At 64.7% G+C, this 26,664-nt stretch carries 28 protein-coding genes; 3 read left to right on the forward strand and 25 right to left on the reverse strand.

Features of this window, described 5'->3' with window-relative positions:
- Positions 1–184: 184 nt before the first annotated feature.
- The 4 genes from B5F19_RS01875 to pyrH all read right to left on the reverse strand — a co-directional run bounded on the left by B5F19_RS01875 (position 185) and on the right by pyrH (position 3,144).
- Positions 185–1,003, reverse strand: a complete 819-nt coding sequence (locus B5F19_RS01875; protein WP_087287217.1) for a phosphatidate cytidylyltransferase — start codon at positions 1,001–1,003, stop codon at positions 185–187.
- Complete coding sequence (locus tag B5F19_RS01880; protein ID WP_087287220.1) at positions 1,004–1,753, reverse strand: isoprenyl transferase; 750 nt, start codon at positions 1,751–1,753, stop codon at positions 1,004–1,006. It lies immediately after the preceding gene.
- 82 nt (positions 1,754–1,835) lie between these two features.
- Complete coding sequence (gene frr / locus B5F19_RS01885; RefSeq protein ID WP_087287223.1) at positions 1,836–2,390, reverse strand: ribosome recycling factor; 555 nt, start codon at positions 2,388–2,390, stop codon at positions 1,836–1,838.
- A gap of 37 nt (positions 2,391–2,427) precedes the next feature.
- Complete coding sequence (gene pyrH / locus B5F19_RS01890; RefSeq protein ID WP_087287225.1) at positions 2,428–3,144, reverse strand: UMP kinase; 717 nt, start codon at positions 3,142–3,144, stop codon at positions 2,428–2,430.
- Between the two features lie 212 nt (positions 3,145–3,356).
- Here pyrH and B5F19_RS01895 point away from each other — a divergent pair, with 212 nt between their 5' ends.
- Positions 3,357–4,148, forward strand: a complete 792-nt coding sequence (locus B5F19_RS01895; RefSeq protein ID WP_242972665.1) for a ZIP family metal transporter — start codon at positions 3,357–3,359, stop codon at positions 4,146–4,148.
- A 562-nt stretch (positions 4,149–4,710) separates the two neighbouring features.
- On the opposite strand, the gene B5F19_RS01900 is transcribed toward B5F19_RS01895, so the two are convergent.
- The 21 genes from B5F19_RS01900 to cdaA all read right to left on the reverse strand — a co-directional run bounded on the left by B5F19_RS01900 (position 4,711) and on the right by cdaA (position 24,808).
- Positions 4,711–6,033 (reverse strand): acetyl-CoA hydrolase/transferase C-terminal domain-containing protein, encoded by a 1,323-nt coding sequence (locus B5F19_RS01900; protein ID WP_087287581.1) that lies wholly within the window; start codon positions 6,031–6,033, stop codon positions 4,711–4,713.
- A gap of 189 nt (positions 6,034–6,222) precedes the next feature.
- On the reverse strand, positions 6,223–6,606 hold the full coding sequence (locus B5F19_RS01905) for a hypothetical protein (protein ID WP_140394141.1): 384 nt from the start codon (positions 6,604–6,606) through the stop codon (positions 6,223–6,225).
- A gap of 531 nt (positions 6,607–7,137) precedes the next feature.
- Positions 7,138–8,016 carry a ribosome small subunit-dependent GTPase A gene (gene rsgA / locus B5F19_RS01910; protein WP_087287235.1) on the reverse strand — a complete coding sequence of 293 codons (879 nt, stop codon included), beginning with the start codon at positions 8,014–8,016 and terminating at the stop codon, positions 7,138–7,140.
- Between the two features lie 2 nt (positions 8,017–8,018).
- The gene (gene pknB, locus B5F19_RS01915; protein ID WP_242972666.1) at positions 8,019–10,052 is read right to left on the reverse strand and encodes a Stk1 family PASTA domain-containing Ser/Thr kinase; all 2,034 of its coding nucleotides are present in this window, start codon (positions 10,050–10,052) and stop codon (positions 8,019–8,021) included.
- A gap of 40 nt (positions 10,053–10,092) precedes the next feature.
- On the reverse strand, positions 10,093–10,815 hold the full coding sequence (locus B5F19_RS01920) for a Stp1/IreP family PP2C-type Ser/Thr phosphatase (protein ID WP_087287238.1): 723 nt from the start codon (positions 10,813–10,815) through the stop codon (positions 10,093–10,095).
- Entirely contained in the window at positions 10,812–11,882 is a 1,071-nt protein-coding gene (gene rlmN, locus B5F19_RS01925) for a 23S rRNA (adenine(2503)-C(2))-methyltransferase RlmN (protein WP_087287241.1), read from the reverse strand. The genes B5F19_RS01920 and rlmN overlap by 4 nt, the downstream gene beginning before the upstream one ends.
- Complete coding sequence (gene rsmB, locus B5F19_RS01930) at positions 11,879–13,213, reverse strand: 16S rRNA (cytosine(967)-C(5))-methyltransferase RsmB (protein WP_087287244.1); 1,335 nt, start codon at positions 13,211–13,213, stop codon at positions 11,879–11,881. Before rsmB ends, rlmN begins: the two co-directional genes overlap by 4 nt.
- Positions 13,200–13,460 carry a hypothetical protein gene (locus tag B5F19_RS17005; protein WP_140394142.1) on the reverse strand — a complete coding sequence of 87 codons (261 nt, stop codon included), beginning with the start codon at positions 13,458–13,460 and terminating at the stop codon, positions 13,200–13,202. Before B5F19_RS17005 ends, rsmB begins: the two co-directional genes overlap by 14 nt.
- Positions 13,461–14,245: 785 nt before the next feature.
- Complete coding sequence (fmt, locus tag B5F19_RS01935) at positions 14,246–15,169, reverse strand: methionyl-tRNA formyltransferase (protein ID WP_087287247.1); 924 nt, start codon at positions 15,167–15,169, stop codon at positions 14,246–14,248.
- The gene (gene def / locus B5F19_RS01940; protein ID WP_087287250.1) at positions 15,166–15,660 is read right to left on the reverse strand and encodes a peptide deformylase; all 495 of its coding nucleotides are present in this window, start codon (positions 15,658–15,660) and stop codon (positions 15,166–15,168) included. Before def ends, fmt begins: the two co-directional genes overlap by 4 nt.
- Before the next feature lie 51 nt (positions 15,661–15,711).
- Positions 15,712–18,165, reverse strand: coding sequence for a primosomal protein N' (priA, locus tag B5F19_RS01945; RefSeq protein WP_087287253.1), 2,454 nt, complete (start codon positions 18,163–18,165; stop codon positions 15,712–15,714).
- A 33-nt stretch (positions 18,166–18,198) separates the two neighbouring features.
- Complete coding sequence (rpoZ, locus tag B5F19_RS01950; protein WP_087287256.1) at positions 18,199–18,426, reverse strand: DNA-directed RNA polymerase subunit omega; 228 nt, start codon at positions 18,424–18,426, stop codon at positions 18,199–18,201.
- A gap of 27 nt (positions 18,427–18,453) precedes the next feature.
- A complete protein-coding gene (gene gmk / locus B5F19_RS01955) occupies positions 18,454–19,065 on the reverse strand; it encodes a guanylate kinase (protein WP_087287258.1) in 612 nt (203 codons plus the stop codon).
- Positions 19,062–19,325, reverse strand: coding sequence for a DUF370 domain-containing protein (locus tag B5F19_RS01960; protein WP_087287262.1), 264 nt, complete (start codon positions 19,323–19,325; stop codon positions 19,062–19,064). Before B5F19_RS01960 ends, gmk begins: the two co-directional genes overlap by 4 nt.
- A gap of 12 nt (positions 19,326–19,337) precedes the next feature.
- Positions 19,338–20,216, reverse strand: coding sequence for a YicC/YloC family endoribonuclease (locus B5F19_RS01965; protein WP_087287264.1), 879 nt, complete (start codon positions 20,214–20,216; stop codon positions 19,338–19,340).
- A gap of 27 nt (positions 20,217–20,243) precedes the next feature.
- Positions 20,244–20,762 (reverse strand): hypothetical protein, encoded by a 519-nt coding sequence (locus tag B5F19_RS01970; protein WP_087287266.1) that lies wholly within the window; start codon positions 20,760–20,762, stop codon positions 20,244–20,246.
- 1 nt (position 20,763) lies between these two features.
- Positions 20,764–21,378 (reverse strand): DnaJ domain-containing protein, encoded by a 615-nt coding sequence (locus B5F19_RS01975; protein ID WP_087287270.1) that lies wholly within the window; start codon positions 21,376–21,378, stop codon positions 20,764–20,766.
- The gene (locus tag B5F19_RS01980) at positions 21,375–22,247 is read right to left on the reverse strand and encodes a DUF5685 family protein (protein WP_087287273.1); all 873 of its coding nucleotides are present in this window, start codon (positions 22,245–22,247) and stop codon (positions 21,375–21,377) included. Before B5F19_RS01980 ends, B5F19_RS01975 begins: the two co-directional genes overlap by 4 nt.
- 12 nt (positions 22,248–22,259) lie before the next feature.
- Entirely contained in the window at positions 22,260–22,679 is a 420-nt protein-coding gene (locus B5F19_RS01985; RefSeq protein ID WP_087287275.1) for a SoxR reducing system RseC family protein, read from the reverse strand.
- Between the two features lie 21 nt (positions 22,680–22,700).
- Positions 22,701–23,939 (reverse strand): CdaR family protein, encoded by a 1,239-nt coding sequence (locus B5F19_RS01990; RefSeq protein WP_087287278.1) that lies wholly within the window; start codon positions 23,937–23,939, stop codon positions 22,701–22,703.
- Complete coding sequence (cdaA, locus tag B5F19_RS01995) at positions 23,936–24,808, reverse strand: diadenylate cyclase CdaA (protein ID WP_087287281.1); 873 nt, start codon at positions 24,806–24,808, stop codon at positions 23,936–23,938. The genes B5F19_RS01990 and cdaA overlap by 4 nt, the downstream gene beginning before the upstream one ends.
- A 330-nt stretch (positions 24,809–25,138) precedes the next feature.
- On the opposite strand from cdaA, the gene B5F19_RS02000 reads away from it, so the two are divergent.
- Together B5F19_RS02000 and B5F19_RS02005 are read left to right on the forward strand one after the other, a co-directional pair.
- Complete coding sequence (locus B5F19_RS02000) at positions 25,139–25,639, forward strand: sigma-70 family RNA polymerase sigma factor (protein ID WP_087287283.1); 501 nt, start codon at positions 25,139–25,141, stop codon at positions 25,637–25,639.
- Positions 25,626–26,654: a hypothetical protein gene (locus B5F19_RS02005; RefSeq protein ID WP_087287285.1), complete on the forward strand. Its 1,029-nt coding sequence runs from the start codon at positions 25,626–25,628 to the stop codon at positions 26,652–26,654. The genes B5F19_RS02000 and B5F19_RS02005 overlap by 14 nt, the downstream gene beginning before the upstream one ends.
- The last annotated feature ends 10 nt before the right edge of the window (positions 26,655–26,664 follow it).

The raw sequence follows: 26,664 nt of genomic DNA on the forward strand, positions 1-26,664 counted from the left end.
CGCAAAACTGCGTTTTGCTTCTTTTTGATACTTGGCAGGGACAGATTCTGATCCCACCCGTAAACTTTCCTGCCATGGAAAATCAAACCGCCCCTTAAATTCTGAATAAAAACTTGATCCGCAGAGGCGAAACGTAGTTTCGCAGAAAGTTTCTTTGCCTACTTTCTTTTCCAAAGAAAGTAGGTCAGAAGGGGGGGCACAGCTCCACCAGAAGCATCAGGGTGGGGGCGGCAAACACCATGGAGTCGAACCGGTCCAGCATTCCCCCGTGGCCGGGCAGGAGGTCGCCGTAGTCCTTCACGCCGAACTGCCGCTTCACAAAGGAGAAGGACAGGTCCCCCAGCTCGGTGACCGCGCTGCCCACCAGACCGTAGACGGCCAGCACGGGCAGAGATGCGTCCAGCCCGGCGAACTGCTCCAGCAGCACGCCGTAGATCAGCAGAAAAATGGCCCCGGACAGGATGCCGCCGATATAGCCCTCAATGGACTTGTTGGGGCTCACCCGGGTGACGCCCCGGTGCCTGCCCAGGAAGATCCCGGCAAAATAGGCCCCTCCGTCGGTGAGGAAAGCGCAGATCACCGGCAGGAGCACCAGGAAGCGCCCCTGCTCCATCCCCTTCAGCTCCACCAGCGTGGACAGGGCCCAGGGGATCATCAGCCCGCCGAACAGGCAGACCAGCACATCTTCAAAGCGCACCGCCTTCTCCCGGTCATACAGGCGGATAGCGATCCAGAAAATGGCCACCATCAGCAGCAGAGCGGACGTCTGAAGCACCATGCCCTCCTGGCCCAGCCACTCCCCCAGGGGGATGGCCGCCGCCGCCAGGGCGGTGCAGAAATACATGCCGTTGTGGTGGGCCACCCCGGTGGCCCGAAGCAGTTCAAAGGAGGCCAGGGCGGAGATGGCCGCCATCAGCACCGCCAGCCACACCGGCTCCAGGAAAAACAGTACAACGAAAAACAGCGGAGCCAGAATGACCGCCACCAAAATTCGTTTTCCCACTCAAACCCCTCCAAACCGGCGGGAGCGGCCCTGGTAAGCCGCAATCGCCCGGTGCAGCTCCTCCTTGGTAAAGTCGGGCCACAGCACGTCGGTAAAATAAAACTCCGCGTAGGCGGACTGCCACAGCAGGAAATTGGACAGGCGCAGCTCTCCGCTGGGACGGATGACCAGATCCGGATCGGGCACCCCCCGGGAGAACAGATACCCGGCGAAGTGCTCCGCCGTCAGGTGGTTGGGGTCGGCCTTTCCCTCCACGCAGTCCTGGGCGTAGGCCCGGGCCGCCCGGAGCAGCTCGTCCCGCCCCCCGTAGTTGAGACACACGTTTACCTGACAGCCGTCGTACCCCTTGGAGATCTCCCGGGTGCGCCGGCACAGGTCCTGGAGCTCCTGGGGCAGCGGGGACAGGTCCCCGAAAAATTCCATCTTCACCCGGTCCCGCTCCATGCGGCTGATGGCCTCCAGCAGGTACTTCTTCAAAAGGCCCATGATGGCCCCCACTTCCTCCGCGGGACGCTTCCAGTTCTCCGTGGAGAAGGCGTAGACCGTCAGGTATTCCAACCCGATGTCCTTGCAGTAGGTGGCGATGGTGCGGAAATTCTCCGCTCCCGCCGCGTGGCCCGCCGTGCGGGGCAGCCCCCGCTTCTGGGCCCAGCGGCCGTTTCCATCCATGATAATGGCAATGTGCCGGGGCAGATGGTCAAAGTCCACCGCCGGAGCAGGAGCCTGCTCCTTTGCCTTAAAAAAGGGCATGTTCAACATCCTTACCAAAAGTGTAAATTCCCGGCAGAGCCGCTGGAGACAAAGGTCCCCGGCGGCTCTCCCGTTTGGTCTGTCAGACCGCCATCAGTTCCTGCTCTTTCTTGGCGGTCAGTTCATCAATGTCCTTGCAGCGCTTGTCGGTCAGGTCCTGCAGCTCCTTTTCCAGCTGCTTGAGGTCGTCCTCGGTGAGCTCGGAGGCCTTCTTTTTCTTCTTAAAATCCTCCATGGCGTCCCGGCGGATGTTTCGCAGGGCCACCTTGCCCTCCTCGCCGTACTTGCGCACCTGCTTGGTCAGGTCCTTGCGGCGCTCCTCGGTGAGCTGGGGGAAGGCCAGGCGGATCACCTTGCCATCGTTCTGGGGGTTGATGCCCAGATCGGAGGTCTGGATGGCCTTCTCGATGGCCTTCAGCAGAGAGCCGTCCCAGGGCTGAATCATCAGGGTCCGGGGGTCCGGGGAGGAGATGGCCGCCACCTGGTTCAGGGGGGTGGGGGTCCCGTAATACTCCACGGTGATGCGGTCCAGCACGCCGGCGTTGGCCCGGCCGGCCCGGACGGAGGCAAAGTTGGATTTGACCACCTCAATGGTCTTCAGCATTTTCTGATCGTAAGCTTTTGTCTCGGGACTCATGGTATGCCCTTCCTTTCCGTTCTAATCTCTCGTCCGGTCAGCCCTGGACGATGGTTCCGATCTTCTCGCCCATAATGGCCCGCAGGATGTTTTCCGGGTCCTTCAGGGCAAACAGCAGCACGGGAATCTTGTTGTCCATGGACAGGGAGGTGGCGGTGGAGTCCATGACCTGGAGCCGCTGGGCCAGCACGTCGGAGTAGGTGATGGATTCGTACTTCACCGCGTCGGGCACCTTTCTGGGGTCGGCGGAGTAGACGCCGTCGATGTTCTTGGCCAGCAAAATCACGTCCGCGTCGATCTCCGCCGCCCGGAGCACCGCCGCCGTATCGGTGGAGAAGAAGGGGTTGCCGGTGCCGCAGCCGAAGATGACCACTCTCCCCTTCTCCAGATGGCGGATGGCCTTGGAGCGGATATAGGGCTCGGCCACCGAGCGCATCTCGATGGCGGTCTGCACCCGGACCTCCACGCCCTTCTGCTCCAGCACGTCGGCCACGGCCAGGGCGTTGATGGCGGTGGCCAGCATGCCCATGTGGTCGGCGCGGACGCGCACCATCCGGTCGCCGCCGTCCTTCAGGCCGCGCCAGAAGTTGCCGCCGCCCACCACGATGCCCACCTGGACGCCCAGCTGGACACAGCGCTTGACCACGTCGCACACTTCGCCGATCACATTAAAGTCCAGCCCCCGGGACGCCTCCCCCGCCAGGGCCTCGCCGCTGATTTTCAGCAATACTCGTTTATACTTCGGATTCTCCATGGGAATCCCTCCTTGCGCAATGGTTTTAAAACACTCTTTCTTATTCTAATATAATTATCCCATTTTGCCTAGTGCTTCTTGTAAAATTTTTTTACATTAGGCCGTATCCGCCGCACCGCTTCCCCGGCGCGCTCATAGTCTGATACGGCGCACACCCATCACAGCGGCGGGGAGCCCGTCCAAACGCCCTCCGCCGGGAAAGGAAACTCGCTTTGACACACGCACTGATTTGGGCCGCAGGCGGCACTGGTTTTACATGTTTTATGACGGCTCTGGGCTCGGCCACCGTCTTTTTGTTCCGCAGCCGGGTCAACCGGCAGCTCCACCAGCTCCTGCTGGGCTTTGCCGCCGGTGTGATGATCGCGGCCAGCATGTGGTCCCTGCTCATCCCGGCCATCGAGGCGGCGGAGGAGGCCGGGCTGCCCGGATGGTTCCCCGCCGCCGGGGGCTCCGTTCTGGGGGTCCTGTTCCTGGTCACCATGAACACCCTTCTCCCCCATCTGACCCCCGCCTTTCTCCAGGCTCCCCGGGACGGCTCCGGCCGCCGCAGCACTCTGCTGGTACTGGCCATCGCCATGCACAACATCCCCGAGGGGATGGCGGTGGGCATCTCCTTCGCCCTGGCCGCCCGCAGCGACCCCACCCTCCTCCCCGCCGCCATGGCCCTGGCTCTGGGCATCGGCATCCAGAACTTTCCGGAGGGGGCCGCCATCTCCCTTCCCCTGCGGCAGGCGGGCATGAGCCGGAAAAAATCCTTCCTCATCGGCGCGGCCTCCGGGGCGGTGGAGCCCATCGCCGCCCTGTTCACCGTCCTGGCGGCGGGGACGGTGGAGCCGCTGATGCCCTGGCTCCTCTCCTTTGCCGCGGGGGCCATGCTCTATGTGGTGGTGGAGGAGCTCATCCCAGAGGCCAACCTGCGCCATGACCACGAGAGCTGCGGAGGCACCTGCGGCGTCATGGCCGGATTTCTCATCATGATGATCCTGGACGTGGCTCTGGGGTGAAGCACAGCGGACACAGAAGCCGGTTCTTCTTTCGCAGAGTAGTCCACATAAATGGAACATCCCTCAGATACGGCGGGAGGGGCAAGCCCCTCCCCTGCGGTTCTCCAGAAGCTCTTCCGGGATTAGGCAGGGGAGGCCCTTGGGCCTCCCGCCAAGACGCACATTAGAAAAGGGTATATGTGAAATCCTGGACGGGCGGGTCACGGACCCGCCCCTACGCACCTCATCCGCCTCGCTTCGCTCGGCACCTTCCCCTAAAGGGGAAGGCCTTCGGGCGGCTGATAGCGGTCCTTTCTCTCCGTAGGGGCCGGACGCTGGCCGGCCCGCAGATGTACGCGGCGCGTCCAGGAGGCGCGCCCTACGGCTCAGCACCAGCCGCCGCCTGCTCGGCCAAGCCAGGCGCTGTTGTGAAACCATACCAACTGCAATTTTGGAACAGCCAGCCCCCTGTGGGGCGGCGGGGGCAAGCCCCCGCCCTACCGGACCTACTTCTAATAAATTCGTCTCTTATAGAGAAAGGTCTATGGGAGAGGACAGCAAAATTTCCCGGCGCAATCTAAGTTTAATAAAAGTTCTCCCTTGCGTACCGCAGCAGCTCCTCCCGGAAGTCCGGGTGGGCGATGGCGGCCAGGGCCTCGGCCCGCTCCCGCAGGGTCTTGCCGGAGAGCTTGGCCACGCCGTACTCGGTGGCCACATACTGGATCATGGTGCGGGGTGCAGAAACCGTGCTCCCCCCGGCGATACAGGGGACGATGTTGGACTTGAGGGTGCCGTCCTTCTTCTTGTGGGTGGCGTTCAGGCAGACAAAGCCCTTGCCCCCTTTGGAGCGGTAGGCCCCCTCCAGAAAGTCCATCTGTCCCCCGATGCCGGACAGCTGCCGGGTCCCGGCGGACTCCCCGTTCTCCTGGCCCATCAGATCCACTTCCACTCCGCCGTTGATGCTGATGACGTTGCTCATCCGGCTGATACGCTCCACCGAGTGGACGTAGTCCACATCCCCGGGGCGGAACAACTGGGGCTCCTGGTCCAGCCAGTCGTACAGCTCCTGGGAGCCCATGGCCAGATTCCAGGTGGACCGCCCCCGGTCCACCTCTTTCCTCCCGTTGGTCAGTTTGCCCGCCTTCCACAGCTCCAGAAAGGCGTCGCTGATGGTCCCCGTGTGGCAGCCCAGGTCCTTCCGGTCCGACTGGGCCAGCAGCCTGGCCACGGTGAAGGGTACGCCGCCCACCCCCAGGGACAGCACCGCCCCGTCGGGGATCTCCTCCACCACCAGCTTGGCGATCTGGAGGTCGGTTTCGCCGGGCTCCCGGTAGCTGCGCAGGGGCAGGGGCTCGTGCTCCCCCTCCACCACATAGTCCGCCTCCCTCAGGTGGACCCGGTGGGAGCCGTCCACCCCCTGGAGCCGGGGCAGCTTCTCGTTGATTTCAAAAATCACGGTGCGGGCGCTCTCAAAGATGGTGCGCCAGGCGTAGTTGGAGATACCCAGGCCGCAGTACCCCTCTCCGTCCGGCCGGGACACCGGTACGAAGGCCACGTCGCAGCGGATGTGCCCGTCCCGGTACAGGTAGGGCAGGGACCGCAGCATGGCGGGCATAAACTTTACCAGCCCCCGGCTCTGGAGCTTGCGCTCATAGTCCCCGATGTGCCAGCTGTAATATGTAAAGGACTCCTGCTCCGGGTCTAGTTCCACCACCTCGATCCGGGGGCGGATCACCAGACCGCCCCGGATCTTCACGTCCCGGACGACCCCTTTCCGCCCGGCCAGCGCCCGGTCCAGCAGCTCCGGGAATCCGGCTCCGAAGCCGTAGTCCACCCAGTCCCCATCCCGGACCGCCTGAACCGCCTCCTCGGGCGTGACAAATTTCGTCTGTCTCTTTTCCCTCATATTCAACGCTCCTTCTCGCTTTGTTCCATGCTCCATTCCGTGGCCCCGCATGCGGATCAGCTCCAGGGCGGTCCACTGGTTCCTGGTCATTATACCAAGAGAGCGGGACGGCCGCAAGTCTCCTATAAAACCGGGAGCCGCGCCCGTTCGGGCGCGGCTCCTCGCTGCGTCTGCACGCTCTATTTGGGGTCAAACTCCGTGTTCCACGTCCCGGACCGCGTCCTTGGCGGCCCGTTCCGTGCCGCGGACGGCGTTCTCTGCCGCCCGCTCTGTGTTTTGAGCGGCGTCCTCCGCGCCGTCCATCATCTTGTCCCAGCTCTCCCGGAGCTCCCGGCCCAGCTTTTCCCACTCGGTCTCGCCGGCGCTCCGGCGCTTCACAGCTCCGTCCGTCCCGGCGTAGTAGCTGCCGTCCTCCATTACGTTCCGGTTCCGTCCCGCCGGGGTCTCCGTGCCGGAGGTCCCCCGGTTGCTCAAACGGCCGGTGGTCGTGTCCGTCCCTGTCCTGACGCCGCAGGACGTCAGAGTCAAGGACAGCATCAGCGCCAGCCCAAGCGCCGTCCATCTCCCTCGCATTGCCGTCGCCTCCCATAAATCCGCATGATTTCATTCTTTTGGAGGTTCCATCCGGCGTTTAGTATGCATCAGAATCCTGAGCTCATGCCGGTAAATCCTTAACAGGGATTTTTTGATTGTATGAGTTTTGTTTTTTGTGTAAAAAATATGGCTTTTCGCTTGTTATTGGGAAGTTTCTCGCCAGGAACCGGGCGGCCCGGTGTGCCGCCCCTACAAAAGGGTCCGAAACTGGATTCTACATCCGGCACGGGCGACCGCGAGGGTCGCCCCTACGCCCATCTGTCTGAACCCTGACGGGCGGGTCACGGACCCGCCCCTACGGCGTATCCAGAAACCGTCTGTTTTTAACGTAGGGGCCGGTCCCAGACCGGCCCGCAGATGTACGCGGCGCGCCGAGGTCGTGGCCCAGACCAGCCTCTCTTGCCCCTGCGGAGCAATTCACCCGCCGCCGCAGCGGCGAAATCCCCCTCAAAGCGAAAAAGTTCCCCGGAGCCCCACAGCCCCAGGGAACTTAAAAACACAAAGAAAACTTCAATCTCTCTCCCAATCCGGGATCTGTTTGGCCTGCTCGTACAGGCGCACATAGCTGTCGTGGCGGCTCTTTGGGATCTCCCCCGCCTTCACCGCCGAGCGCACGGCGCACCCCTTCTCCTTTATATGGGCGCAGTCCAGAAACTGACACTTGCCGATGTAGGGGGCAAACTCCCGGAACCGGGAGGCCAGCTCCTCCTTCCGGCACAGCTCCCCCTTGTCCAGTTCAAAGGAGGAGAAGCCCGGGGTGTCCGCCACCAGCGCCCCGCAGGACAGGCGGATGAGCTCCACATGGCGGGTGGTGTGACGGCCCCGGCCCAGCTTCTGGCTGACGGCGCTGGTTTCCAGGGCAATCCCCGGCTCCAGGGCGTTCAAAATGCTGGATTTCCCTACGCCGGAGTTGCCGGTAAAGGCGGATACCTTTCCAGCAATCAGCTCCCGCAGCCGGTCCAGGCCCTCGCCGGTCTCGGCGCTCACCTGGACGGTGGGGAACCCGGCCTTCTGATAGATGGCCGCCAGATCCTCGCCCGAGACCAGATCGCACTTGTTGATGCAGATGACGCTCTCACAGCCGTTGCCCTCGGCAATGGCCGCCACCCGGTCGATGAGAAACGGGTCGGTGACCGGGATGGCCTGGGAGGCGATGATGACCAGCTGGTCGATGTTGGCCACCGCCGGGCGGTGGAACTGGTTCTTCCGGGGCAGGACGGCCTCCAGGGCCCCCTGTCCGTCGGAGAGGGGGGTGAACTCCACCCGGTCCCCCACCAGCGGGGTGACCTTGGCGTGGCGGAGCTTTCCCCGCCCCCGGCATGGGATGACGGTCTGGCCGTCGTCCACGTAGTAGAAGCCGCTGAGGGCCTTCAGGATGATTCCCTCCATACTCAGGCCCCGAAGTCCACAGTCTGCTGGGTATAGCTGTGGCCGTTGATATAGATGGTGTAGGTCTGCACCCCGGAGCCGGACACAGGAATCTCCGCCGCAGTGTCCAGATTGGTGTTGTAGTCTCCGGAGAAAACCGTCTGCTCCTGGCTGTCCACCACCTCCACGTGGAGGTCCTCCCCCAGGTTGGTGGGCAGAGTGAGGGTGAAGGTCTTGGTCACCGTATCGCCGCTCCCGGAACCACTGTCGCTGGGGCCAAGGCTGATGAAAATGTCAATCGCCGTCCCCTGGGCGACCTCTGTACCTACCGCAATGGACTGGTAGAACACCTTGCCTGCCGGCTGCTGGTCTGTGTTAGACTCCTGCACCTCATTCAGGGTCAGCCCCACTGCCGTCAGATCGGCGGTGGCTTCCTCCAGCGTCCGACCGATCAGGTTGGGAACGATGCTGGTCTTTTCCGCAGGCCCCAGGCTCATCACAAAAATGACCTGCTGTTCCTCGGAGAGAGCGGCTCCCTCCTCTGGGATGGTGGAAATGACGGACCCCTGCGGAATGGTGTCGTGGTTCTCGCTGTACGAGTTATAGTCGATCTTCAGCTTCAGATCCAGCTCCTGCAAGGTACTCAGCGCCTCAGACAAGGGTTTATTCACCAGGTCCGGCATGGTGATTTCTTCCGCTTGGCCGGAGCTCACCGTCACGGTGATGGTCATGTCGTCTCCGCTGACAAAGCTGTTGGCGTCAGGGGACTGCTGGAGGATGGTGCCGGCGGGCTGGTCGCTCTCCACCGTCTCCCCCTGAACCAGAGTGAATCCGTTGAGCAGCTCTGTGTTGGCCTGGGCCTCGCTGAAGAGCTGGCCGGTGACCGACGGCACCCGGATATTCTGCGCCTGGGCCCCCAGGGAACCGGAGAACGCGGTGGAGAACATGATATACAGCAGGGCCGCTACAAAAACCAGGATGGCCGCCACCGCCCCGATGATGGGCCAGTTGGGCCGGCGGGGCCCGTCGTCGTACTCCTCCTCATCCTCCTCCCGCTCCCGCCGCCTGGGGGGCGGATTGGAGCGGCTGCGGTTCTGGACCCGCTCCGGCTCCCGGACCCGGCTCCCCACCCGGGAGATGGAGGCCGCCGTGGGCAGTACCTGGGTCTTATCCACGTCGTCCTCGTCGTCCTGGAACCCGCTCACGTTGTAGTCAAAGTTGATGTTGGGATTTTTGCGGAACTCCTCCAGATCGGCCAGCATGTCGTCCGCCGACAGATAGCGGTTGTCCGGGTCGGGGGCCATGGCCTTCATGGTGATGGCCTCCAGGGCCTCGGGAATGGCCGGGTCGATCTCCCGGGGGGACAGCGGGATGGAGTTGATGTGCTGAATGGCCACCGACACGGGGGTGTCCCCCTCGAAGGGCAGGCGGCCGGTAATCATCTCATAGAGCACCACGCCGGCGGAGTACAGGTCGGACCGGGCGTCGATGTGGCTGCCCCGGGCCTGCTCCGGCGAGATGTAGTGCACCGACCCCAAAGCCTCCTGGGTGAGGGTGCTGTGGCCCCCGGAGGCCACCCGGGCGATGCCGAAGTCGGCCACCTTCACGCTGCCGTCCCGCAGGACCATGATGTTGTGGGGCTTGATGTCCCGGTGGATGATCCCCCGGCTGTGGGCGTGGCCCAGGGCCTTGACGATCTGGGTGATAAAGTGGAGGGCCTCCCGCCAGTTGAGCTTGTTCCCCTTCTTCTGCATGTACTGCTTCAGGGTGATGCCGTCGATGAGCTCCATGACGATGTACTCCACATCGGAGGAGCGGCTCACGTCGTAGACGGCCACGATGTTGGGGTGGGAGAGCATGGCCACGGCCTGGGACTCCTCGTGGAAGCGGCGGCGCAGCTCCGCGTCCTCCGCCAGGTCCTCCCGCAGAATCTTCACCGCCACCTGGCGGTTGAGCCGGTGGTCCAGGGCCCGGAAGACCCGGGCCATTCCCCCCATGCCGATCTGCTCCATAATCTCATATCGGTTGTCGAGTAATTTACCTATATACTGATCCACGGTAAATATCCTCCTTATGCAGGTTTGCGTCGTACGCCGCTCAGCACTGGATCAGGACGGCCGTCACGTTGTCCGGCGCCCCCCGGTGCAGGGCGATGTCCAGCAGGCGGCGGCAGCAGGTGCACGCCTCTCCTCCGTGGACCACCTCGTAGAGAATCTCCTGTTCGGAGACCACATTGCTCAGTCCGTCGCTGCACAGCAGCAGAAAATCTCCCTCGGCCAGCTCCCGGCGGAACGAGTCGGCCTTCAGGTCCGGCTCGGCCCCCAGGGCTCGGGTAATCAGATTCTTGTGGGGGTGGACCCGGGCCTGATCCCGGGTGAGCTCTCCCCGCTCCACCAGGTCCTCCACCAGGGAGTGGTCCCGGGTGACCTGGGAGATGCCGCTCTCCTCGGAGATGTGGTAGGCCCGGCTGTCTCCCTCGTTGAGGATCAGGGCCTCCTCCTCCCCGGCCAGGGCGGCCACCAGGGTGGTGCCCATGCCCACGCAGTTCTCATCCTCCACCGCCCGCCGGAAGACCTGGCGGTTGGCCCGGGCGGCGGCCCGCTCCATGTGCTCCAGGTCGGGGGAATCCTCCCCATCCTCCAGGAAAGCCTCCATGAACACGTCCACCGCCATGGAGCTGGCGATGTTGCCCGCCCGGGCGCCGCCCATCCCGTCGCAGACCAGGGCGATCACCCGCCCGTCGGGCAGGACCTGGTGGGCGAAGGCGTCCTGATTTTGTTCCCGGATCTTGCCCCGGTCGGTAATACCCCATACATTCATGGCACTTCGTCCTCTTTTCGGTTGGTGGTTTGTCCGCCCATCCCCTGGGCGGACTGCATGGCCTTCCGCCGCAGCTGTCCGCAGGAGGCGTCGATGTCGCTCCCCAGCTTCCGGCGCACCGTGACGGTGACGCCCTGGCGCTCCAGGCGCTTCTGGAAGGCGGCCACCCGGCGGCTGGGCTTCAGGGGGCTCTCCTCCACGTCGTTGAGGGGGATCAGGTTCACATGCCCCAGGGTCCCCTTCAGAAGCCGGGCCAGCTGGTCCGCCTGGGCGTCGGAGTCGTTCACCCCGTCGATCATGGCGTACTCATAGGAGATCCGCCGCCCGGTGGCCTGAACGTACCGGCGGCAGGTGTCCATCAGCTTCTCCACCCCCACAGACCGGTTCACCGGCATGATCTTGGACCGGGTCTCGTCGTCCGGGGCGTGGAGGGATACAGACAGCGTTAATTGTAACCCATACCGGGCCAGTTTGTCAATTTTGTCTACCAGGCCGCAGGTGGACAGGGAGATGTGGCGCATGCCGATGTTCATCCCCTCCGGGTGGTTCACCAGGGTGAGGAACCGCATCACCGTGTCGAAGTTGTCCAGAGGTTCTCCGATGCCCATGAGCACAATGTTGGAGATGGGGGCCCCGCTGTCTATCTGGGTGAACAGCACCTGGTCGATCATCTCCGCGGGGGTCAGGTCCCGCACCTTGCCCGCCAGGGTGGAGGCGCAGAAGGCGCACCCCATGCGGCAGCCCACCTGGCAGGAGATACACACGGTGTTCCCGTGCTGATAGCGCATGAGCACCGACTCCACGCAGTTGCCGTCGGACAGCTCCCACAGGTATTTGATGGTGCCGTCCAGCTTGGAGACCTGCTTCCGGGCCACCTGGGGCGGCGTCAGGAAAGCCTGGCGGGAGAGCTTCTCCCGCAGCGCCTTGGACAGGTCGGTCATCTCGTCAAAGGAGGTGACGCCCCGGTAGAGCCAGTGGAAGATCTGCTTGGCCCGGAAGGCGGGCTCTCCCCGCTCCTTGAGCCAGGCGGTGAGCTCCTCCAGGGTCATGGATTTGATATCGGTCACGCTTCTCCGTCCTTTCGCAGCTTGCAGATGTAAAAGCCGTCCGTCCCGTGGACCTGGGGCCACAGGGTGATCTGTCCCTCTGAGACCTCCCCCGCCGGACCGGGCAGGAGAAAACGCTCCCGGGAAAACTCCGGGTGGGCGGCCAGGAAGGCGTCGGTGACCGCCCGGTTTTCCCGCTCCAAAATCGTGCAGGTGGAGTAGACCAGCACGCCCCCGGGCTTCACATAGCCGGCGGCGTTGTCCAGAATGGCGCTCTGCACCTGGGGCAGCCCCGAAAGCGGCTCCGGGTCCTTGAAGCGGATGTCCGGCTTCTTCCGGATGACCCCCAGGCCGGAGCAGGGGGCGTCCACCAGCACCCGGTCAAAGGTCCCCTCCCACTCCGGGCGGCGCACCTTGCCGTCGGCGGTCTGGGGGCGGATGCAGGTGAGGCCCAGGCGCTGGGCCCCCTTCTGGATGAGGGTCTTTTTGTGGGGGTGCAGGTCGCAGGACCAGATCTCCCCCTGATCCTTCATCTGGATGGCGGCGGCGAAGGATTTTCCCCCCGGGGCGGCGCACATATCCAGCACCCTGCTCCCCGGCTCCGGGTCCAGGGCCATCACCGCCAGCCGGGAGGCCGGGTCCTGGACGTAAAAGAGACCGTTCTGGAAGACGTCCAGCTCCTCCAGGCTGCCGCTGCGGGAGAGGACCAGACAGTTTTTCAGCCAGGGGTGGGGCTCCCCGTGGACCCCCTCCGCCTGGAGGGCCTCCAGCGCCCCCTCCAGGTCCGTTTTCACCGTGTTCACCATGGCGGTGATGGGGGGCTGGCTGTTGTCGGCCTGGAGAAAGGCCGCCGTCCCCTCGCTGCCCAGGGTCTCCAGCAGCTCCCGCACCAGCCACACCGGGTGGCTGTACAGGGTGGCGTAATACTCCGCCGGGTCGTCCTCGGGAATGGTGGGCAGGCGGTCCAGGCTGCGCTCCAGATTCCGCAGGATGGCGTTCACCATGCCGGGGGCCCGGGGATTCTTGCAGTGGGCCCGGGTGAGGGCCACCGACTGGTCCACCGCCGCGCTGTGGGGGATGCGGGTCAAAAACAGCATCTGATAGAGCCCCAGCCGCAGGGCCTGGAGCACCTTCCCCTCCAGCCGCCTCAGGGGGATGTTGGAGAACTTGGACAGGTAGAAGTCCAGCAGAATGCGGTTCTGAATCACCCCGAAGCACAGCTGGGTGGCCAGGCCCGCGTCCCGGCTGTCCAGGCCGGCGGCGGCGATCTGTTTTTTCAGCACTCCGTCCGACCAGCCCCCCTGCCGCTCGCAGGCGTTCAGGGTGAGCAGGGCGACCTCACGTGCGTCCATATGCTTCTCCTCCTCCGGTTCGTTGTGCATTCTTTTTCTTGAAAGAAAAAGAATCAAAAAGAACTTTGGCGCAAAACTTCGTTTTGCTGGATTTTTCTTTCCGTTTCTTCGCTCGGGCGGCCTGGTCCGTCAGGAAGGGGCGTTTCGCCGCCCCGGCGGCGAGTTTCTTTTTGGACGCCCAAAAAGAAACCAAAAAACCGCCAGGGGTAAGCTCAGGATGGGCACTAGCGTGCCCATATTCGCTCACCCCTGGACCCCCATTTACGGGGGCCCCAATTAGGCGGCCCCAGCAGCCGTCGCAAAGGCGCGGGTAGCTCAGCTGATCGGTTTCCGGTCTATTACCGCTGCCGCTGAGTTTTCGGTAACCTTTGGGTCGTGCTCCTACTGGTTGGGAGCGCGCCTTTTGGCCTGGTGGGGCTCAAGTCGGGCGGTGGGGACGGCGCGTCCGGGAGGCCGCTCCCCACAAAGGGAGATACGACCTCCGGGGGACGGCGGGAGGGACAAGCCCCTCCCCTACGGCACAACGGAAACGGTGCAGGATTTGTGTAGGGGAGGCCCTTGGGCCTCCCGCCGGGGGCATGCCAAGAGGTCACCCTCATCCGTCACGCTTCGCGTGCCACCTTCCCCCTTGAAGGGGGAAGGCTTTCGGGCGGCCATAGGCCGCCCCTACGGTTAAACACTAAAGCTGTCCCTTCTTCTCGCAGGGGCCGGTCCCAGACCGGCCCGCAATTGCGGACCAGCTATCACCTGCTCGAACAAACCAGGCGCAGTCGTGGAACCGCACCAGCGGAAATTTTTGCAGACCCAGGGCCCAGTGGCCCGGGAGGAATTTAGTTGCCCACTCAGATTTTGCGCGCCGGAAATTCTGCTGAACTTCTCAGGAGAGACTCCCGTAAAACGGGGTCCGGGGTAAGGCGAATATGGGCACGCTAGTGCCCATCCTGAGCCGTCCCCTGTGGCGTTTTGCCTACTTTGCCGCCGTGGGCAAAGTAGGTCGCCGCCCGCGGGCGGCGAAATCCCCCCTGCGTCAAATCAAACAGAAATCGGGTGTCCGCGTAAATAATCCGCCGCCGCCATCCGCCGGGACCCTGGCGCCTGAAGCTCTGTAATGCGAATCACCTTGCCATCCCCACAGGAGACGTCGATGCCCGCTTTTCCGGCGGCCAGGACGGTGCCGGGGGCCTTCCGGGTACTCTCCCCCGTCTCCTGGACGGCGAACACCTTCACCGTCTCCCCGTTCAAAATGTCTGTGGAGGTGGCGGGCCAGGGCGTCAGGCCCCGCACCTGGTCGTGGATGGCCTTGGCGGGCTTGGTCCAGTCGATGGGGGACAGGGCCCGGGACAGCAGGGGGGCGAAGGTAACTTGGGACTCGTCCTGGGGAGTTCTTTTGGCGGTGCCGGCGGCCAAGCCGGCCACCGTCTTCACCAGCAGCTCCCCACCCATCTGGGCCAGCCGGTCGTGGAGGGTCTCCACCGTCTCGTCCGGGTCGATGGGAGTGGCGGCCTGGGCGATGATGTCCCCCGCGTCCAGCTCGGCGGCCATGTACATGATGGTCACGCCGGTCTCGGTCTCCCCGTTGATGACCGCCCAGTTGATGGGGGCGGCCCCCCGGTACTTGGGCAGCAGGGACGAGTGGACGTTGATGCACCCCATGGGGGGCAGGTTCAAAATGTCGTCAGGCAGGATGCGGCCGTAGGCGGCCACCACGATGAGCTCCGGGGCCAGCTCCTTTAGCTGAGCCAGCGCAGTCCCGTCCCGGAGCTTGGTGGGCTGAAACACCGGAATGCCGTGCTCCAGCGCCACCTGCTTCACCGGCGGGGCCTGGAGCTTGTTCTGGTGCCGGCCCACCGGCTTGTCCGGCTGGCAGAACACCCCGCACACCGTGTGCCCCGCCTGAATGAGCCCCTCCAGGGAGGGGACGGCGAAGTCAGGGGTGCCCATAAAGACGATTCTCATGCCTCGTCCTCCTGCTCCTCCAGCTCGTCCAGCTCCTCGGTGGTGTAGAGGCGGTCGGTGAGCTCGGTGTACAGGTGGCCGTCCAGGTGGGCCAGCTCGTGGCAGAAGCAGCGGGCGGTCATGCCGGTGCCCTCCACCTCGAACTCCTTCCCGTTCCGGTCATAGGCCCGGACCCGCACCCACTCGGGGCGCTTCACATAGCCCCACATGCCGGGGACGGACAGACAGCCCTCCAGGCCGTCCTGCTCCCCCTTCTGGGCAATGATCTCCGGGTTCACCAGCTCGATGGGCTCAAAGTTCTCGTCCATGACGATGACAGCCCGGCGCAGAATCCCCACCTGGGGGGCGGCCAGACCGGCCCCGTGGGCCTCCTCCAGGGTCTCCTTCAGGTCGTCCAGCAGGTTCCACAGCTTCTGGTCAAATTTGGTGACAGCGTGGCAGACCTTGGTCAGAGCCGGGTCTCCCTCCGTCAAAATCTTGCGAATGGCCATTCCTTCTCCTCCTTGACGCGGGCGGAGCCGCCGGCTCCGCCGAATTTTTCCTTAATATGGGTTCACATCTACGTAAAGGGTAATCCCTTTATTGTCCTTGTCCCGATGGGCTGTCCGCAGCAGTTCCGCCAGCAGCAGCCGCAGCGGGTGCCGGTTGGGGGCCGTCAGGGTCAGCCGGTAGCGGTAGCGGTTGTTCACCTTGGCCACCGGGGCCGGGGCGGGCCCCAGCAGCTGCCACTCCCGGTCCTCCAGCCGGCGCAGCCCCTCCTCCAGCGCCTGCCGGAAACGGATGCAGGCCCGCAGCACGCCCGGCTCGTTGGCCCCCGAGGCGGTGATGAGAAAAATATCCCGGAAGGGGGGCTCCTGCCGCAGCTGGCGCAGCTGCACCTCGGTGCGGTAGAAGTTGTCGTAGTCCTGCCGGGCGGAGAACCGGACCACATCGTGCTCGGGGGTGTAGGTCTGAATCAGGGCCCGGCCCGTCTTCTCCCCCCGGCCCGCCCGGCCCACCACCTGGGTGAGCAGGGAGAAGGTGCGCTCCCCCGCCCGGAAGTCGTCCACAAACAGGGACTGGTCCGCCAGGATGACCCCCACCAGGGTGACGTTCTCAAAGTCCAGTCCCTTGGCCACCATCTGGGTCCCCACCAGGATGGGCACGTTTTTCTTCTGAAACTCCTCCAGAATGGCCTCGTGGGACCGGGAGGCGGTGATGGTGTCCGTGTCCATGCGCAGGATGGGGGTCTGGGGAAAGAGCTCCTGGAGCTCCTCCTGGACCTTCTGGGTGCCCACCCCAATGAAGTTGAGCCCTCCGCCGCACACCGGGCAGGCCCTGGGCAGAGGCTGGGAGTAGCCGCAGTAGTGGCACATGAGCCGCCCGTTGGCCGAGTGGTAGGTGAGCTTCACCGAGCACCGGGGGCACTCGGGCACGTGGCCGCACTCCCCGCAGGACACCATCCGGCTGGCCCCCCGGCGGTTCAGGAACAGGATGGCCTGCTCCCCCCGCACCAGATTCTCCTCCAGCTCCTGCCGCAGGGCGCGGCTGATGGAGGTGCCGTTGCCCGCCCTCAGCTCCTCCTTCATGTCCACGATGTGGACCTGGGGCAGGGCCTTCTGGTTGTAGCGCTGCCGCAGGGTGAAGCAGCGGTAGCTGCCGCTCTGGGCGGCGTACATGGTCTCCACCGACGGGGTGGCCGAGCCCAGCAGCAGCAGGGCGTTCTCCTGCACACAGCGGTACTTGGCCACCTCCCGGGCGTGGTAACGGGGGTTGTTCTCCGACTTGTAGCTGGCCTCCTGCTCCTCGTCCAGGATGACGATCCCCAGGTTGGACAGGGGGGCGAACACCGCCGAGCGGGTGCCGATGACCACCGGGGCCTCCCCCCGGCGGATGCGCTTCCACTCGTCGTACCGCTCCCCCGCCCGGAGAGAGCTGTGGAGCACCGCCACCTTGTCCCCGAAGTGGGCGGCAAAGATGCGCAGCAGCTGGGGGGTCAGGGCGATCTCAGGCACCAGGAACAGGGCGGTCTTTCCCCGCTGCAAAGTCTCCTGGATCAGACGCAGGTAGACCTGGGTCTTTCCGCTTCCCGTCACCCCGTACAGCAGGGCGGCCGCCGGCTGTCCCGTCCGGCACAGGGCGTCCAGGCCCTGGAAGGCCGCCTCCTGCTCCTCATTGAGGAGGATGGGGCCGGCCGGTTCCACCTCCGCCACGGCGGGGCGGCGGAATACCTCCTGCTCCTCCAGGGTGAGGATGCCGCTCTTCTCCAGGGACTTGATGGTGGGCATGGAGGCCCCGGTGAAGTAGCACAGCTCCTTGGCGGGAGCCGCCCCCAGCTGGCACAGGAGCTCGGTGACAGAATAGCGCAGCGGCGCCGTCCTGCGGCGGGGGGTGACCCGTGCCATGGCCTCCTCCGCCGGCATGGCCAGCACCGCCAATTTCTCCTTTTTATCTCCGATGCCCCGCTGTGCGCTGGTGATCCGCTCTGCGGCCCCCCGGTCAATCAGCGTCCGGATGGCGCCGTCCGGGTCCTTGGCCCCAAAGGCGGTGCGGATCTGTTCCATGTCGCCCTGTCCGCCCCAGGCCAGCAGCAGCTCCGCCAGCTTCTGGGCGGCTTTGGACTCCCCGGCGGCCTCGAAGGCCGCCGCCCGGTCCACTCCATCCTTCAGGGCGACGCAGTCCCGCAGGGCGTAGTACAGCCCCGCAGGGAGCATGGCCTTCACCGCGTCGTAGACGGTGCAGAAATACCGCTCCCGCATCCACAGTGCCAGTTTCAGCAGCTTTTCGTCCAGCACCGGCCGGTCGTCCAGGGCGGCAGTCACATCCTTCAGGCCGCCCTCCGCCCCCTCCCGGCTCAGGGCCAGGACGACGCCGTCCGACCCCCGGTTGCCCGCCCCGAAGGGGACCAGCACCCGCATGCCGGGCCGCAGGCGGCCCTCCAGCTCCCGGGGGACCCGGTAGTCATAGGGCCGGTCGATGGCGTAGATCGCCTTGGCCACCGCCACCTTGGCCGTCATGTGTCCCACGGGCTTCCCCTCTCCCCTTCGCTCTTACTGGGGCTGGCTCTGTTCCAGCTGGTTCATCTGCTCCAGCTGCTCGTCCAGCTTGCCGTCGGCCACCTCCTGGATGGCGATGCTCACCGACTTCTCGTCCAGGGGCTCTCCGGCCAGCTCGGCCTCGGTGGAGATCTCCCGGGCCCGGTGGGCCACCACGTTCACCAGCTTATAGCGGCTGGGCACCTTGTTCAGCAGGTCTCTCATAGCAGGATACAGCATCATAGGGCATAACTCCTCTTTTCTTCAAAATCACGCAAATTGAGCCAGCATATGGCTCCGATTGGGCACGCGGCACTCCGCCGCAGTGAGAATGGCGGCGATCTCCTCCACCGCGTTGGACACCTTGTCGTTGATGACCAGGTAGTCGTACTTGGGGATCTCCCGGAACTCCTGCCGGGCCTTCTCCAGGCGGCCGGCGATCACGTCCTCGCTGTCCGTGTTCCGCCGGTGGAGCCGGCGGGAGAGCTCCTCAAAGGACGGTGGGATGATAAAGATAAACAGGGCGTCGGGGCAGCGCTCCCGCACCTTGGCCGCTCCCTGGACCTCAATGTCCAGCAGCACATCGATCCCCGCCGCCAGCTTCTCCTGGATGAGCTTCAGGGAGGTGCCGTAGTAATTATGGACATACTCCGCAAACTCCAAAAGCTCGTCGGCGGCGATCATCCGCTCAAACTCCTCCCGGGAGACAAAGTTGTAGTTTACGCCGTTCTGCTCCCCCACCCGGGGCTGCCGGGTGGTGTAGGACACCGAGAAATAGATGTTGTCCCGCTGACCCAGCAGCTCGGCGATCACCGTGCTCTTTCCCACCCCGGAGGGGCCGGAGAGGACGATCAGCTGTCCCCGCTCTTTCTTTCGCGTCATTCGTCTTCCTCCTCTCCCGTGTCCTTCTCATCCTCCAGGCGGTTGGCCACCGTCTCCGGCTGGAGGGCGGAGAGCACCAGGTGGTCGTTGTCCATCACCAGCACCGCCCTCGTCCGCCGCCCGTAGCTGGCGTCAATGAGCACGCCCCGCTCCCGGGCCTCCTGGACCATCCGCTTGATGGGGGCGGAGTCCGGGCTGACGATGGCGATGAGCCGCCCGGCGGAGATCATATTTCCAAATCCAATGTTGATGAGCTTCAATCCGCCGCCCCCTTACTCAATATTCTGCACCTGCTCCCGGATCTTCTCGATCTCCGCCTTGATGTCCACCACGTGGCGGGCGATCTCCAGGTCGCTGCACTTGGAGCCGATGGTGTTGGCCTCCCGGTTGAACTCCTGGATCAGGAAGTCCAGCTTCCGGCCCACGGCCCCTCCCTTGGAGAGCATTCCCCGCAGCTGCTCGATGTGGCTGCGCAGGCGGACGGTCTCCTCGTCCACCGCCACCTTGTCGGCAAAGATGGCCGCCTCGGTGAGGATGCGGGCGGGGTCGATCTGGGTGTTGGAGAGGACCTCCTGCATCCGGGCCTCCAGCTTGGCGCGGTACTCGGACACGGTCTGGGGAGAGCGCTCCTCCACCTGGCCCACCAGCGTCTCGATGGTCTGGGCCCGGGAGAGCACGTCCGCCTCCAGCCGCGCCCCCTCCCGGGTGCGCATCTGGTCGAAGTCGGCCAGGGCCCGGTCCAGCACGGCGCAGATGGCCGCCGCCCGCCCCTCCAGGTCCTCCTCCGTCTTTTCCGCCAGCAGCACGTCGGGGAACCGGGACAGCAGGGACACCGAGATGTCCTGGGGCAGCTCATAGGTCCCCGCCAGCTCCTTCAGCGCGGCAAAATAGCCGTCGGCCACCGGGCGGTTCACCGACACCTTCACCTGCTCGGCCCCTGTGTTGTCCAGGGTCACAAACACATCCACCTTGCCCCGGGAGATGGTGTTCTGCACCCGGGACTTGATGGCCTCCTCCGCGAACAGGTAGAGCCGGGGCATGCGCACATTGCAGTCCAGATACCGGTTGTTCACCGACCGCAGCTCCACCGTAATGGTACACCCTGCGACGGTATCCTCCGCCCGGCCGTACCCTGTCATACTTTTGACCAAATCAGGTCACTCCCTCATGTTCACATTCTACATCCCCTTGGGCCGCAGCCGGGCGTTGAGCCCACCGATCAGCCGGGACAGAGCGATGTCATACAAAATAAAGATCACGTTGCCCGCCAAATAGAGGACCCACGCCTGGGCGCTCATCCACTCCGGGAGGGCGGGCAGAAACAGCTCCCGGAAGGCAAACCACAGCAGGGTCAGGGCCGCGTTGAAATAGACCAGCTTCCCGGCCCACTCCGCAGTGCGGCTCTTCAGCTGCTCCAGGCGGCTCTTGACCACCGGGTACAGGCCCAGAAACACCAGGTACATCAGAGCCACCCCCTTGTCCGGCAGGAGCAGCAGCCCCAGAATGGAGGCCGCCGCCCAGCACAGCAGGCCCGCGCCCCGTCCGGCGGCCAGAACGGCCCCCACCGGGAACAGGCCCGCCACCGCAGTCACCCCCAGCTGTCCCGAGGGGACTACGCAGGCCAGCCACAGCACGGCCAGACTGCCCGCGGCCAGCACGCCGCCCAGGGCCACCTGCCAAGTCTTTGTCACTTTCATCTCAGTTGCAGCCTCCGCACAGACAGTTCAGGCACAGCATGGTGGTACAGCAGTCCAGGGAGTCCATTCCGCCGCTGTTTCCATAGGGGCGGTAGGCCTGGCCGCCCCGCTGCATCATGTTCAGGGCCTGGCGGTACTCCGGGTTGCCCGGCTCCATCTGGACGGCCAGATTGTAGTTCTGCATGGCCTCGTCCAGCCAGCCCCGGCGGTAGGCGATGCTGCCCATGAGGAAGTACCACTCGCCGCTCTTCTGGGGCACCTCCTGAAGCAGGCGCTCGGCGGAGTTCAGGTCCCCCATGTTGATGAGGTTGCGCACCCGGTTGAAGGTGGGGTTGTTGGTCCCGCCGTAGGACTGCTGCTGATAGCCATATTGGTAGCCGCCCGAGGAGGACGAGGAGGACTGGCTGTAACCGCCCCCTCCGCCGCCGCTGCGCTGCTTCTGGATGGCCTCGTAGGCCTCGTTGACCTCTTTCATCTTCTCCTCGGCCAGGTCGGCCAGGGGGTTGTCCACGTAGTTGTCGGGGTGATATTTGCGGGCCAGCTCCCGGTAGGCCTTCTTGATCTCCTGGTCGCTGGCGTCGGGCTTGACGCCCAGAACGCTGTACGGATCTCTCATGTGTTGTGTCTCCATATCTTTTGTTTTTGGATCTGCTTCCAGCTCCCGTCGAACACAGCCTGCTGCACCAGCGGGAGGCCCAGATACAGAATATTCTCAATCACCGGCCAGCGGCATCCGAAGTCCGCCAGCTGGGCCGCCGAACCCATCAGGTTCAGCGAGTGGTCCAGAGTCCGCCTCATGGCCTCGCCGTCCCCCTCCGGTCCGAAGCGGGCGGCCACGGCGTTGTAGTTCCCCGAGGCCCGGTCCTCCTCCAGGTCGTCCTGGGCGTCGATGAGGTAGATCCACCTCCCCAGGTGGTAGAGCAGCTGCTGAAGCGCCCGGTCCCGGGCCGCCTCCCCGGAGGCCGGGGCCGCCCCCTGGAGGAGCACCGCGAAGGTGTCCGCCGCCCGGTCCATGGAGGAGCACCCCTCCGCCTCCAGGGTGGAGAGCTTCTCCAGGCTCTCCCGCACACAGCGGTCGAACTCCGGACGGCGGCGGGCCGCCTTCCGGTAGGCCGGCTTCAGCAGGAGGGCCAGCGTCCGGGCGGGAATCCCCTTCCAGAGGCCGCTGTCCCGGGCCTTGTCCCGGAGCTGCCACCAAGTGAGCACCACGCTCTCGTCCGCCGCCGCGTCCAGGGCCTCCGACGGCTGGCACATGGGCTTTTTCAGCAGGGGGTTGGCGTGGCACCGCCCCCGGCAGGGGGCAAAGCGCTCCTCCGGCTCAGAGAGCAGGAGGGCCAGAAAGGTGAAGTCGTAGTTGAGGAACATGGGGGCCAGCCACCCGTACCGCCGGCGCATGGCGCCGCACAGGCCGCAGTAGGTGGCTTTGTACAGGTCAAAGTCCCGGCATTTCAGTTCCTCCCGGACAGGCCGGACATAGCCGAACACGCATCCACCGCCTTACGCCTGGTGGCGCAGGATGACAAACTCCGGCTTCTGGCTGCGGGTGATCCAGCGGTTGACCCACACGGCGGGCAGAAAACCCACCAGCAGGCCCACGGCCGCAGTCCCCACCGAGGCACCCTCGCCCAGTCCCAGGGCCATCCCCGCCAGGTAGCCCAGAGCCAGGAAAATACAGGGCACGCCGAACACCAGGGCGGACAGGCCGATGGAGTGGCCGGCGGAGGGCTCCACCTCCACCCGCTCCCCCGGCTTGGTGCCGATGGGGTCGCTGGCCAGGGCCAGCAGCTCTCCCTGGGGCTTCTGCATGCAGCCGGCGCAGTTTCCGCCGCAGCTCAGGCCGCACTCCACCTGCCGCAGGAGGGAGACCTCCACCACGCCCTCTTTGATCTGCTTTTTTACGATTGCGCTTTGTACCATAGAAATGAAACGCCTCCGATGTTACTGGGTAATGTTTACGCTGATGGTATAGGTGCCGATGACCCCCACCTCGTCGCTGGCGTCCAGGTAGACCTGGGCCGGGACGGACCGGATGCCGGTGCCCGCCACGTCGGACAGGTCCGCCACGATGCGCAGCTGGCTGGCGTCAATCTGGTCCAGCACGCTGGCGCTCCCCCGGACCACCACCGTCCGGGTGGTGGTCACCAGATCCGCCCCGTAGGGGTCGGGCACGTTGATAACAGAAATATTGGTCACGTCAAAGGACCGGGTCTCCAGCCCGCTGACGGTGACGGTCACCTGGGCCTCGGTCACCCCGTCCGCATTCTCCAGGGTGGGCGAGAGCTCAATGGGCATGGTGATGGTGGAGGTGCCGATCACCTGGGACAGGTCGATGCTGCCCAGGGAGATCTCGGTGAGGGCGGACAGCTCCTCCTGGGTGCCCACCACCGTGATGGTCTTGGGCTGGATGTTCACCGTGACGGTCCCGTTGTCCGCCGAGGCGCCGCCGCCGGGGATGAGGTTGACCGTCAGGTCCACCTCCTTGACCACGCCCACCGTCATGGTGACGTAGGCGGTGTCCTGGCTGAGGGTCACATTGGTGTCGGTGATCTCGTTGCCGTCGGCGTCCAGCATGACCAGGGGCAGGCTGCCGGCAAAGGACTGGTCCAGATTCTCCGCCTGGAGCACGGCCACCACCCGGCGGACCCGGGCCACCGCGTCCGGCGTGCCGCTGACGGTCACCGTCTCAGGGTCGGCCACCGGCGTCCCGGCCTGATAGCCGTCGGCCACATTGCCCTCCAGCCGGACCTCCACGTTCATGGTCTCGGTGGTCAGGGTGTCCACTGTGACGGTGATGGTCTGGGTCTCCTGGTTGGCGGGGAAGTAGGCGTCCGTGGTGTCCACGTTGGTGGGCAGCCGGGGCGTGCAGGCCAGCTCATAGGAGCCCGCCTCCGTGATGGTGGACACATCCACCGTGGCCACAATGTTGTTCCGGTTCAGGTTCCGCTGGACGCTCCAGGGGGCGTTCACCGTCACATTGACCGTGTCCTGGGACAGGCTGGCCACCGTCAGTCCCCGCTCGTTGAGCACCCGGCTGTTGGTGATCTGGACCGGGACATTATAAATGGTATAGTCGCTGGCGGTGTTCTGCACATTCCGGATATACAGCCAGAAGGCCACCGCAATCAGGACGGAGACAAGGATATAGAGCCAGCGGCTTTCCTTCAGACGCTCCATCATTCCTCCCCCTCCTTCTTTCCACGGCTGATCAGATTGGACAGAAGGCCGCTCAGATTCAGGTTTTTCTCCTCCTCCGCCTCCTCGGGCAGCAGTTCGTTGCGCAGCAGGCGCTCCAGGGTCTCCGGGGCCAGATGGCGCTTGAGCATGCCGCCCATGGCGGCGGAGATGGAGCCGGTCTCCTCAGAGACGATGACCACCACCGCGTCGGAGTGCTCGCTCATGCCGATGCCCGCCCGGTGGCGCATGCCCAGATCCCGGCTCAGATTCACATTGCCGGACAGGGGGAGCATACAGCCCGCCCCCACAATACGCCCCTCCCGCACGATGACCGCGCCGTCGTGGAGGGGGGCCTTGTTCCAAAACAGATTCTTCAACAGCTCGCTGGACACGGAACAGTCCAGGGGGGTTCCGGTCTTGATCACGTCGTCCAGCAGATTTTTCCGCTCAAAGACCATGAGGGCCCCCACCTTGTCCTTGGACATGGAGGTGTAGGCCTCCACCGTCTCCCGGATGGCGGTCTCCATGTCGTAGGGGGAGGCGGGGCGCTGGCTGCTGAACATGCTGGACAGCTTCCCGCTGCCCAGCCGCTCCAGCACCCGGCGGATCTCCGGCTGAAACAGGATGACCAGGGCCAGGATGCCCCACTCCACCACCCAGTTCAGCACCCAGCTGGTGGCGGTGAGCTGCAGCCAGTCGGCCGCGGCGATGGCCACGATCAGCACCAGGACGCCCTTGATGACCCGGCCGGAGCTGCTCTTCCGCATGATCCACAGCAGCTGGTAGATGGCAACGGACAAGATGGCGATGTCGATCAGATCGAAGATCCGGATGGTGGTGACAAACGGGATCTCCTCCTGAATAAAGCTCATCAACGTCTCCAACAACGCGACCCCTTCCTTCCTGCTGTGATTGACGGCCACTCCCCAGCCGGGCCGAAGCCAGCCCTTTGGAGACAACATGTCTATCTTAGTTATTATACGATATTCCAGACGGGATGGCAACATGAATTCCCAGTCCAAGAATGAAAAATTCGTGAATTTTCCGTGTCCTTCTCTGGTGGAACAGCATCAATACGGCCCCCTCCGCCGGCCTTTTGCTTCCCGCGCTTTGGCCGGGCGCAAAGAATTTTTCGCCCTCTGCCGCACAATTCCCGGGACAATCGTGTTATAAATAGAGAGCGAGAACAAGGAGGCGGTCCCATGGAGAAGCACACGGCCCTGGCCCCGGAGGAGCTGGCCGGGCTGTACCGGCGGCACATCAAAATGGTCTATCAGATCTGTCTGCTGATGCTGAAAAATGTCCCTGACGCGGAGGACGCCGCCCAGACCGTCTTCCGCAAGCGCCTGGAGCGCGGGCCCGCCCTCCAGGACCCGGAGCGGGAGAAGGCCTGGCTCATCGTCGCCGCCCGCAACGAGTGCCGGGACCAGCTGAAGCACTGGTGGCGCACCCGCCGGGCGGACCCGGAGGAGCTGGACCGCCTCACCTGGCAGCCGCCGGAGGAGGCCGGCGTGTGGGAGCAGGTGGCGGCCCTGCCCGCCCGGGAGCGGCTCATCCTCTACCTTTATTATTACCAGGGCTACTCCACCGGGGAGATCGCCCAGCTGCTGGGGGAGTCGCCGGGCACCCTCCGCAGCCACCTGTCCCGGGCCCGAAAGGCCCTGAAACTGCGATTGGAGGCGGAAGGCTATGGACCCTCGTGAACTCAACCATCTTTTTGAACAGATGTCCCCCGCCCCGGACCAGGAGGAGGCCATGTTTGCCCGCCTCCAGGCGCCGGAGAAAGCGGTGAAAAATCCGTCCAGGCGCTGGAAAAAGAGCGTGTTTGTCCTCACCGCCGCCGCGGCCATGGCCCTGGCCTGCGCCGCCGCCGCGTTTTCCGCCCTGGACCCCCGGCTCCTCTCCTTTTTCCAGCGCACGCCCCAGGATACGGAGCTTCTGGGGGCAGGCGTGGTGGCGGTGGATCAGAGCCACACCTATGAAAATGGCTGGACCATATCCGTACGGCAGGCGCTGGCCGACCGGTACTCCTTCACCGTTCTGGTGGAGGTGACCGCCCCGGAGGGAACGGCGCTGGACCAGGCGGAATACCTCCTCGACCTGGATTCGGACCTCCTGCCCGAGCTGGAGGACCGGGATGGCATTGGGGGCTTTCGGTATGGGTCCACGATGCTGGAGGATGAGGACCCCGCCGACAACCACATCACGCTGCTGTGGGACCGCTCCCCCACCTCCTATCTGAAGGCGGAGACTGAGCCCTTCACCGGCCGCACCGCCGTCCTCACCCCGGTGCGCCTGACCGGTCGGGAGACGGTGCAGAATTTGGAGATCGACTTCTCCCAGGAGGCATGGACCTGCACCGTGGACCTGCCGGAGGAGGACAGCGGCACAGAGATTTCCGTCCGGCAGGCCGTCCTGGTGGGAGAGGACGAGATGGAGGTGACCCAGCTGTACCTCTCCCCCATCAGCTGCGCCCTCACCCTCCAGGGGGAGGAGCACGACAGCCGCATGTGGGGCCCCGTGGGCCTCTCCTCCCTGATGGAGGAGACCTTCCTCACCCTGGCGGACGGCTCCACCCTGCCCATGTCCCGGCTGTTGGATCTCACCTATAACTCGGACGCCGGCCAAGCTGAGGCCGTGTTCCAGCTGGAACGGATCACGGACCCGGAGCAGGCGGTCTCCGTCACCGTCTTTGGGGAGACCATTCCGGTCCCCTGACCGCCCGGCG

Source organism: Pseudoflavonifractor sp. An184 (assembly GCF_002160305.1).
Classification (GTDB): domain Bacteria; phylum Bacillota; class Clostridia; order Oscillospirales; family Oscillospiraceae; genus Lawsonibacter; species Lawsonibacter pullicola.

What these genes read in the sequence shown, in the direction of transcription:
- B5F19_RS01880 (WP_087287220.1), bottom strand. Translation starts at nt 1,753, where the DNA reads ATGCCCTTTTTTAAGGCAAAGGAGCAGGCTCCTGCTCCGGCGGTGGAC.
- frr (WP_087287223.1), bottom strand. Translation starts at nt 2,390, where the DNA reads ATGAGTCCCGAGACAAAAGCTTACGATCAGAAAATGCTGAAGACCATT.
- pyrH (WP_087287225.1), bottom strand. Translation starts at nt 3,144, where the DNA reads ATGGAGAATCCGAAGTATAAACGAGTATTGCTGAAAATCAGCGGCGAG.
- B5F19_RS01900 (WP_087287581.1), bottom strand. Translation starts at nt 6,033, where the DNA reads ATGAGGGAAAAGAGACAGACGAAATTTGTCACGCCCGAGGAGGCGGTT.
- B5F19_RS01905 (WP_140394141.1), bottom strand. Translation starts at nt 6,606, where the DNA reads ATGCGAGGGAGATGGACGGCGCTTGGGCTGGCGCTGATGCTGTCCTTG.
- rsgA (WP_087287235.1), bottom strand. Translation starts at nt 8,016, where the DNA reads ATGGAGGGAATCATCCTGAAGGCCCTCAGCGGCTTCTACTACGTGGAC.
- B5F19_RS01920 (WP_087287238.1), bottom strand. Translation starts at nt 10,815, where the DNA reads ATGAATGTATGGGGTATTACCGACCGGGGCAAGATCCGGGAACAAAAT.
- rsmB (WP_087287244.1), bottom strand. Translation starts at nt 13,213, where the DNA reads ATGGACGCACGTGAGGTCGCCCTGCTCACCCTGAACGCCTGCGAGCGG.
- fmt (WP_087287247.1), bottom strand. Translation starts at nt 15,169, where the DNA reads ATGAGAATCGTCTTTATGGGCACCCCTGACTTCGCCGTCCCCTCCCTG.
- def (WP_087287250.1), bottom strand. Translation starts at nt 15,660, where the DNA reads ATGGCCATTCGCAAGATTTTGACGGAGGGAGACCCGGCTCTGACCAAG.
- priA (WP_087287253.1), bottom strand. Translation starts at nt 18,165, where the DNA reads ATGACGGCCAAGGTGGCGGTGGCCAAGGCGATCTACGCCATCGACCGG.
- rpoZ (WP_087287256.1), bottom strand. Translation starts at nt 18,426, where the DNA reads ATGATGCTGTATCCTGCTATGAGAGACCTGCTGAACAAGGTGCCCAGC.
- gmk (WP_087287258.1), bottom strand. Translation starts at nt 19,065, where the DNA reads ATGACGCGAAAGAAAGAGCGGGGACAGCTGATCGTCCTCTCCGGCCCC.
- B5F19_RS01970 (WP_087287266.1), bottom strand. Translation starts at nt 20,762, where the DNA reads ATGAAAGTGACAAAGACTTGGCAGGTGGCCCTGGGCGGCGTGCTGGCC.
- B5F19_RS01975 (WP_087287270.1), bottom strand. Translation starts at nt 21,378, where the DNA reads ATGAGAGATCCGTACAGCGTTCTGGGCGTCAAGCCCGACGCCAGCGAC.
- B5F19_RS01985 (WP_087287275.1), bottom strand. Translation starts at nt 22,679, where the DNA reads ATGGTACAAAGCGCAATCGTAAAAAAGCAGATCAAAGAGGGCGTGGTG.
- B5F19_RS01990 (WP_087287278.1), bottom strand. Translation starts at nt 23,939, where the DNA reads ATGATGGAGCGTCTGAAGGAAAGCCGCTGGCTCTATATCCTTGTCTCC.
- cdaA (WP_087287281.1), bottom strand. Translation starts at nt 24,808, where the DNA reads ATGAGCTTTATTCAGGAGGAGATCCCGTTTGTCACCACCATCCGGATC.
- B5F19_RS02000 (WP_087287283.1), top strand. Translation starts at nt 25,139, where the DNA reads ATGGAGAAGCACACGGCCCTGGCCCCGGAGGAGCTGGCCGGGCTGTAC.
- B5F19_RS02005 (WP_087287285.1), top strand. Translation starts at nt 25,626, where the DNA reads ATGGACCCTCGTGAACTCAACCATCTTTTTGAACAGATGTCCCCCGCC.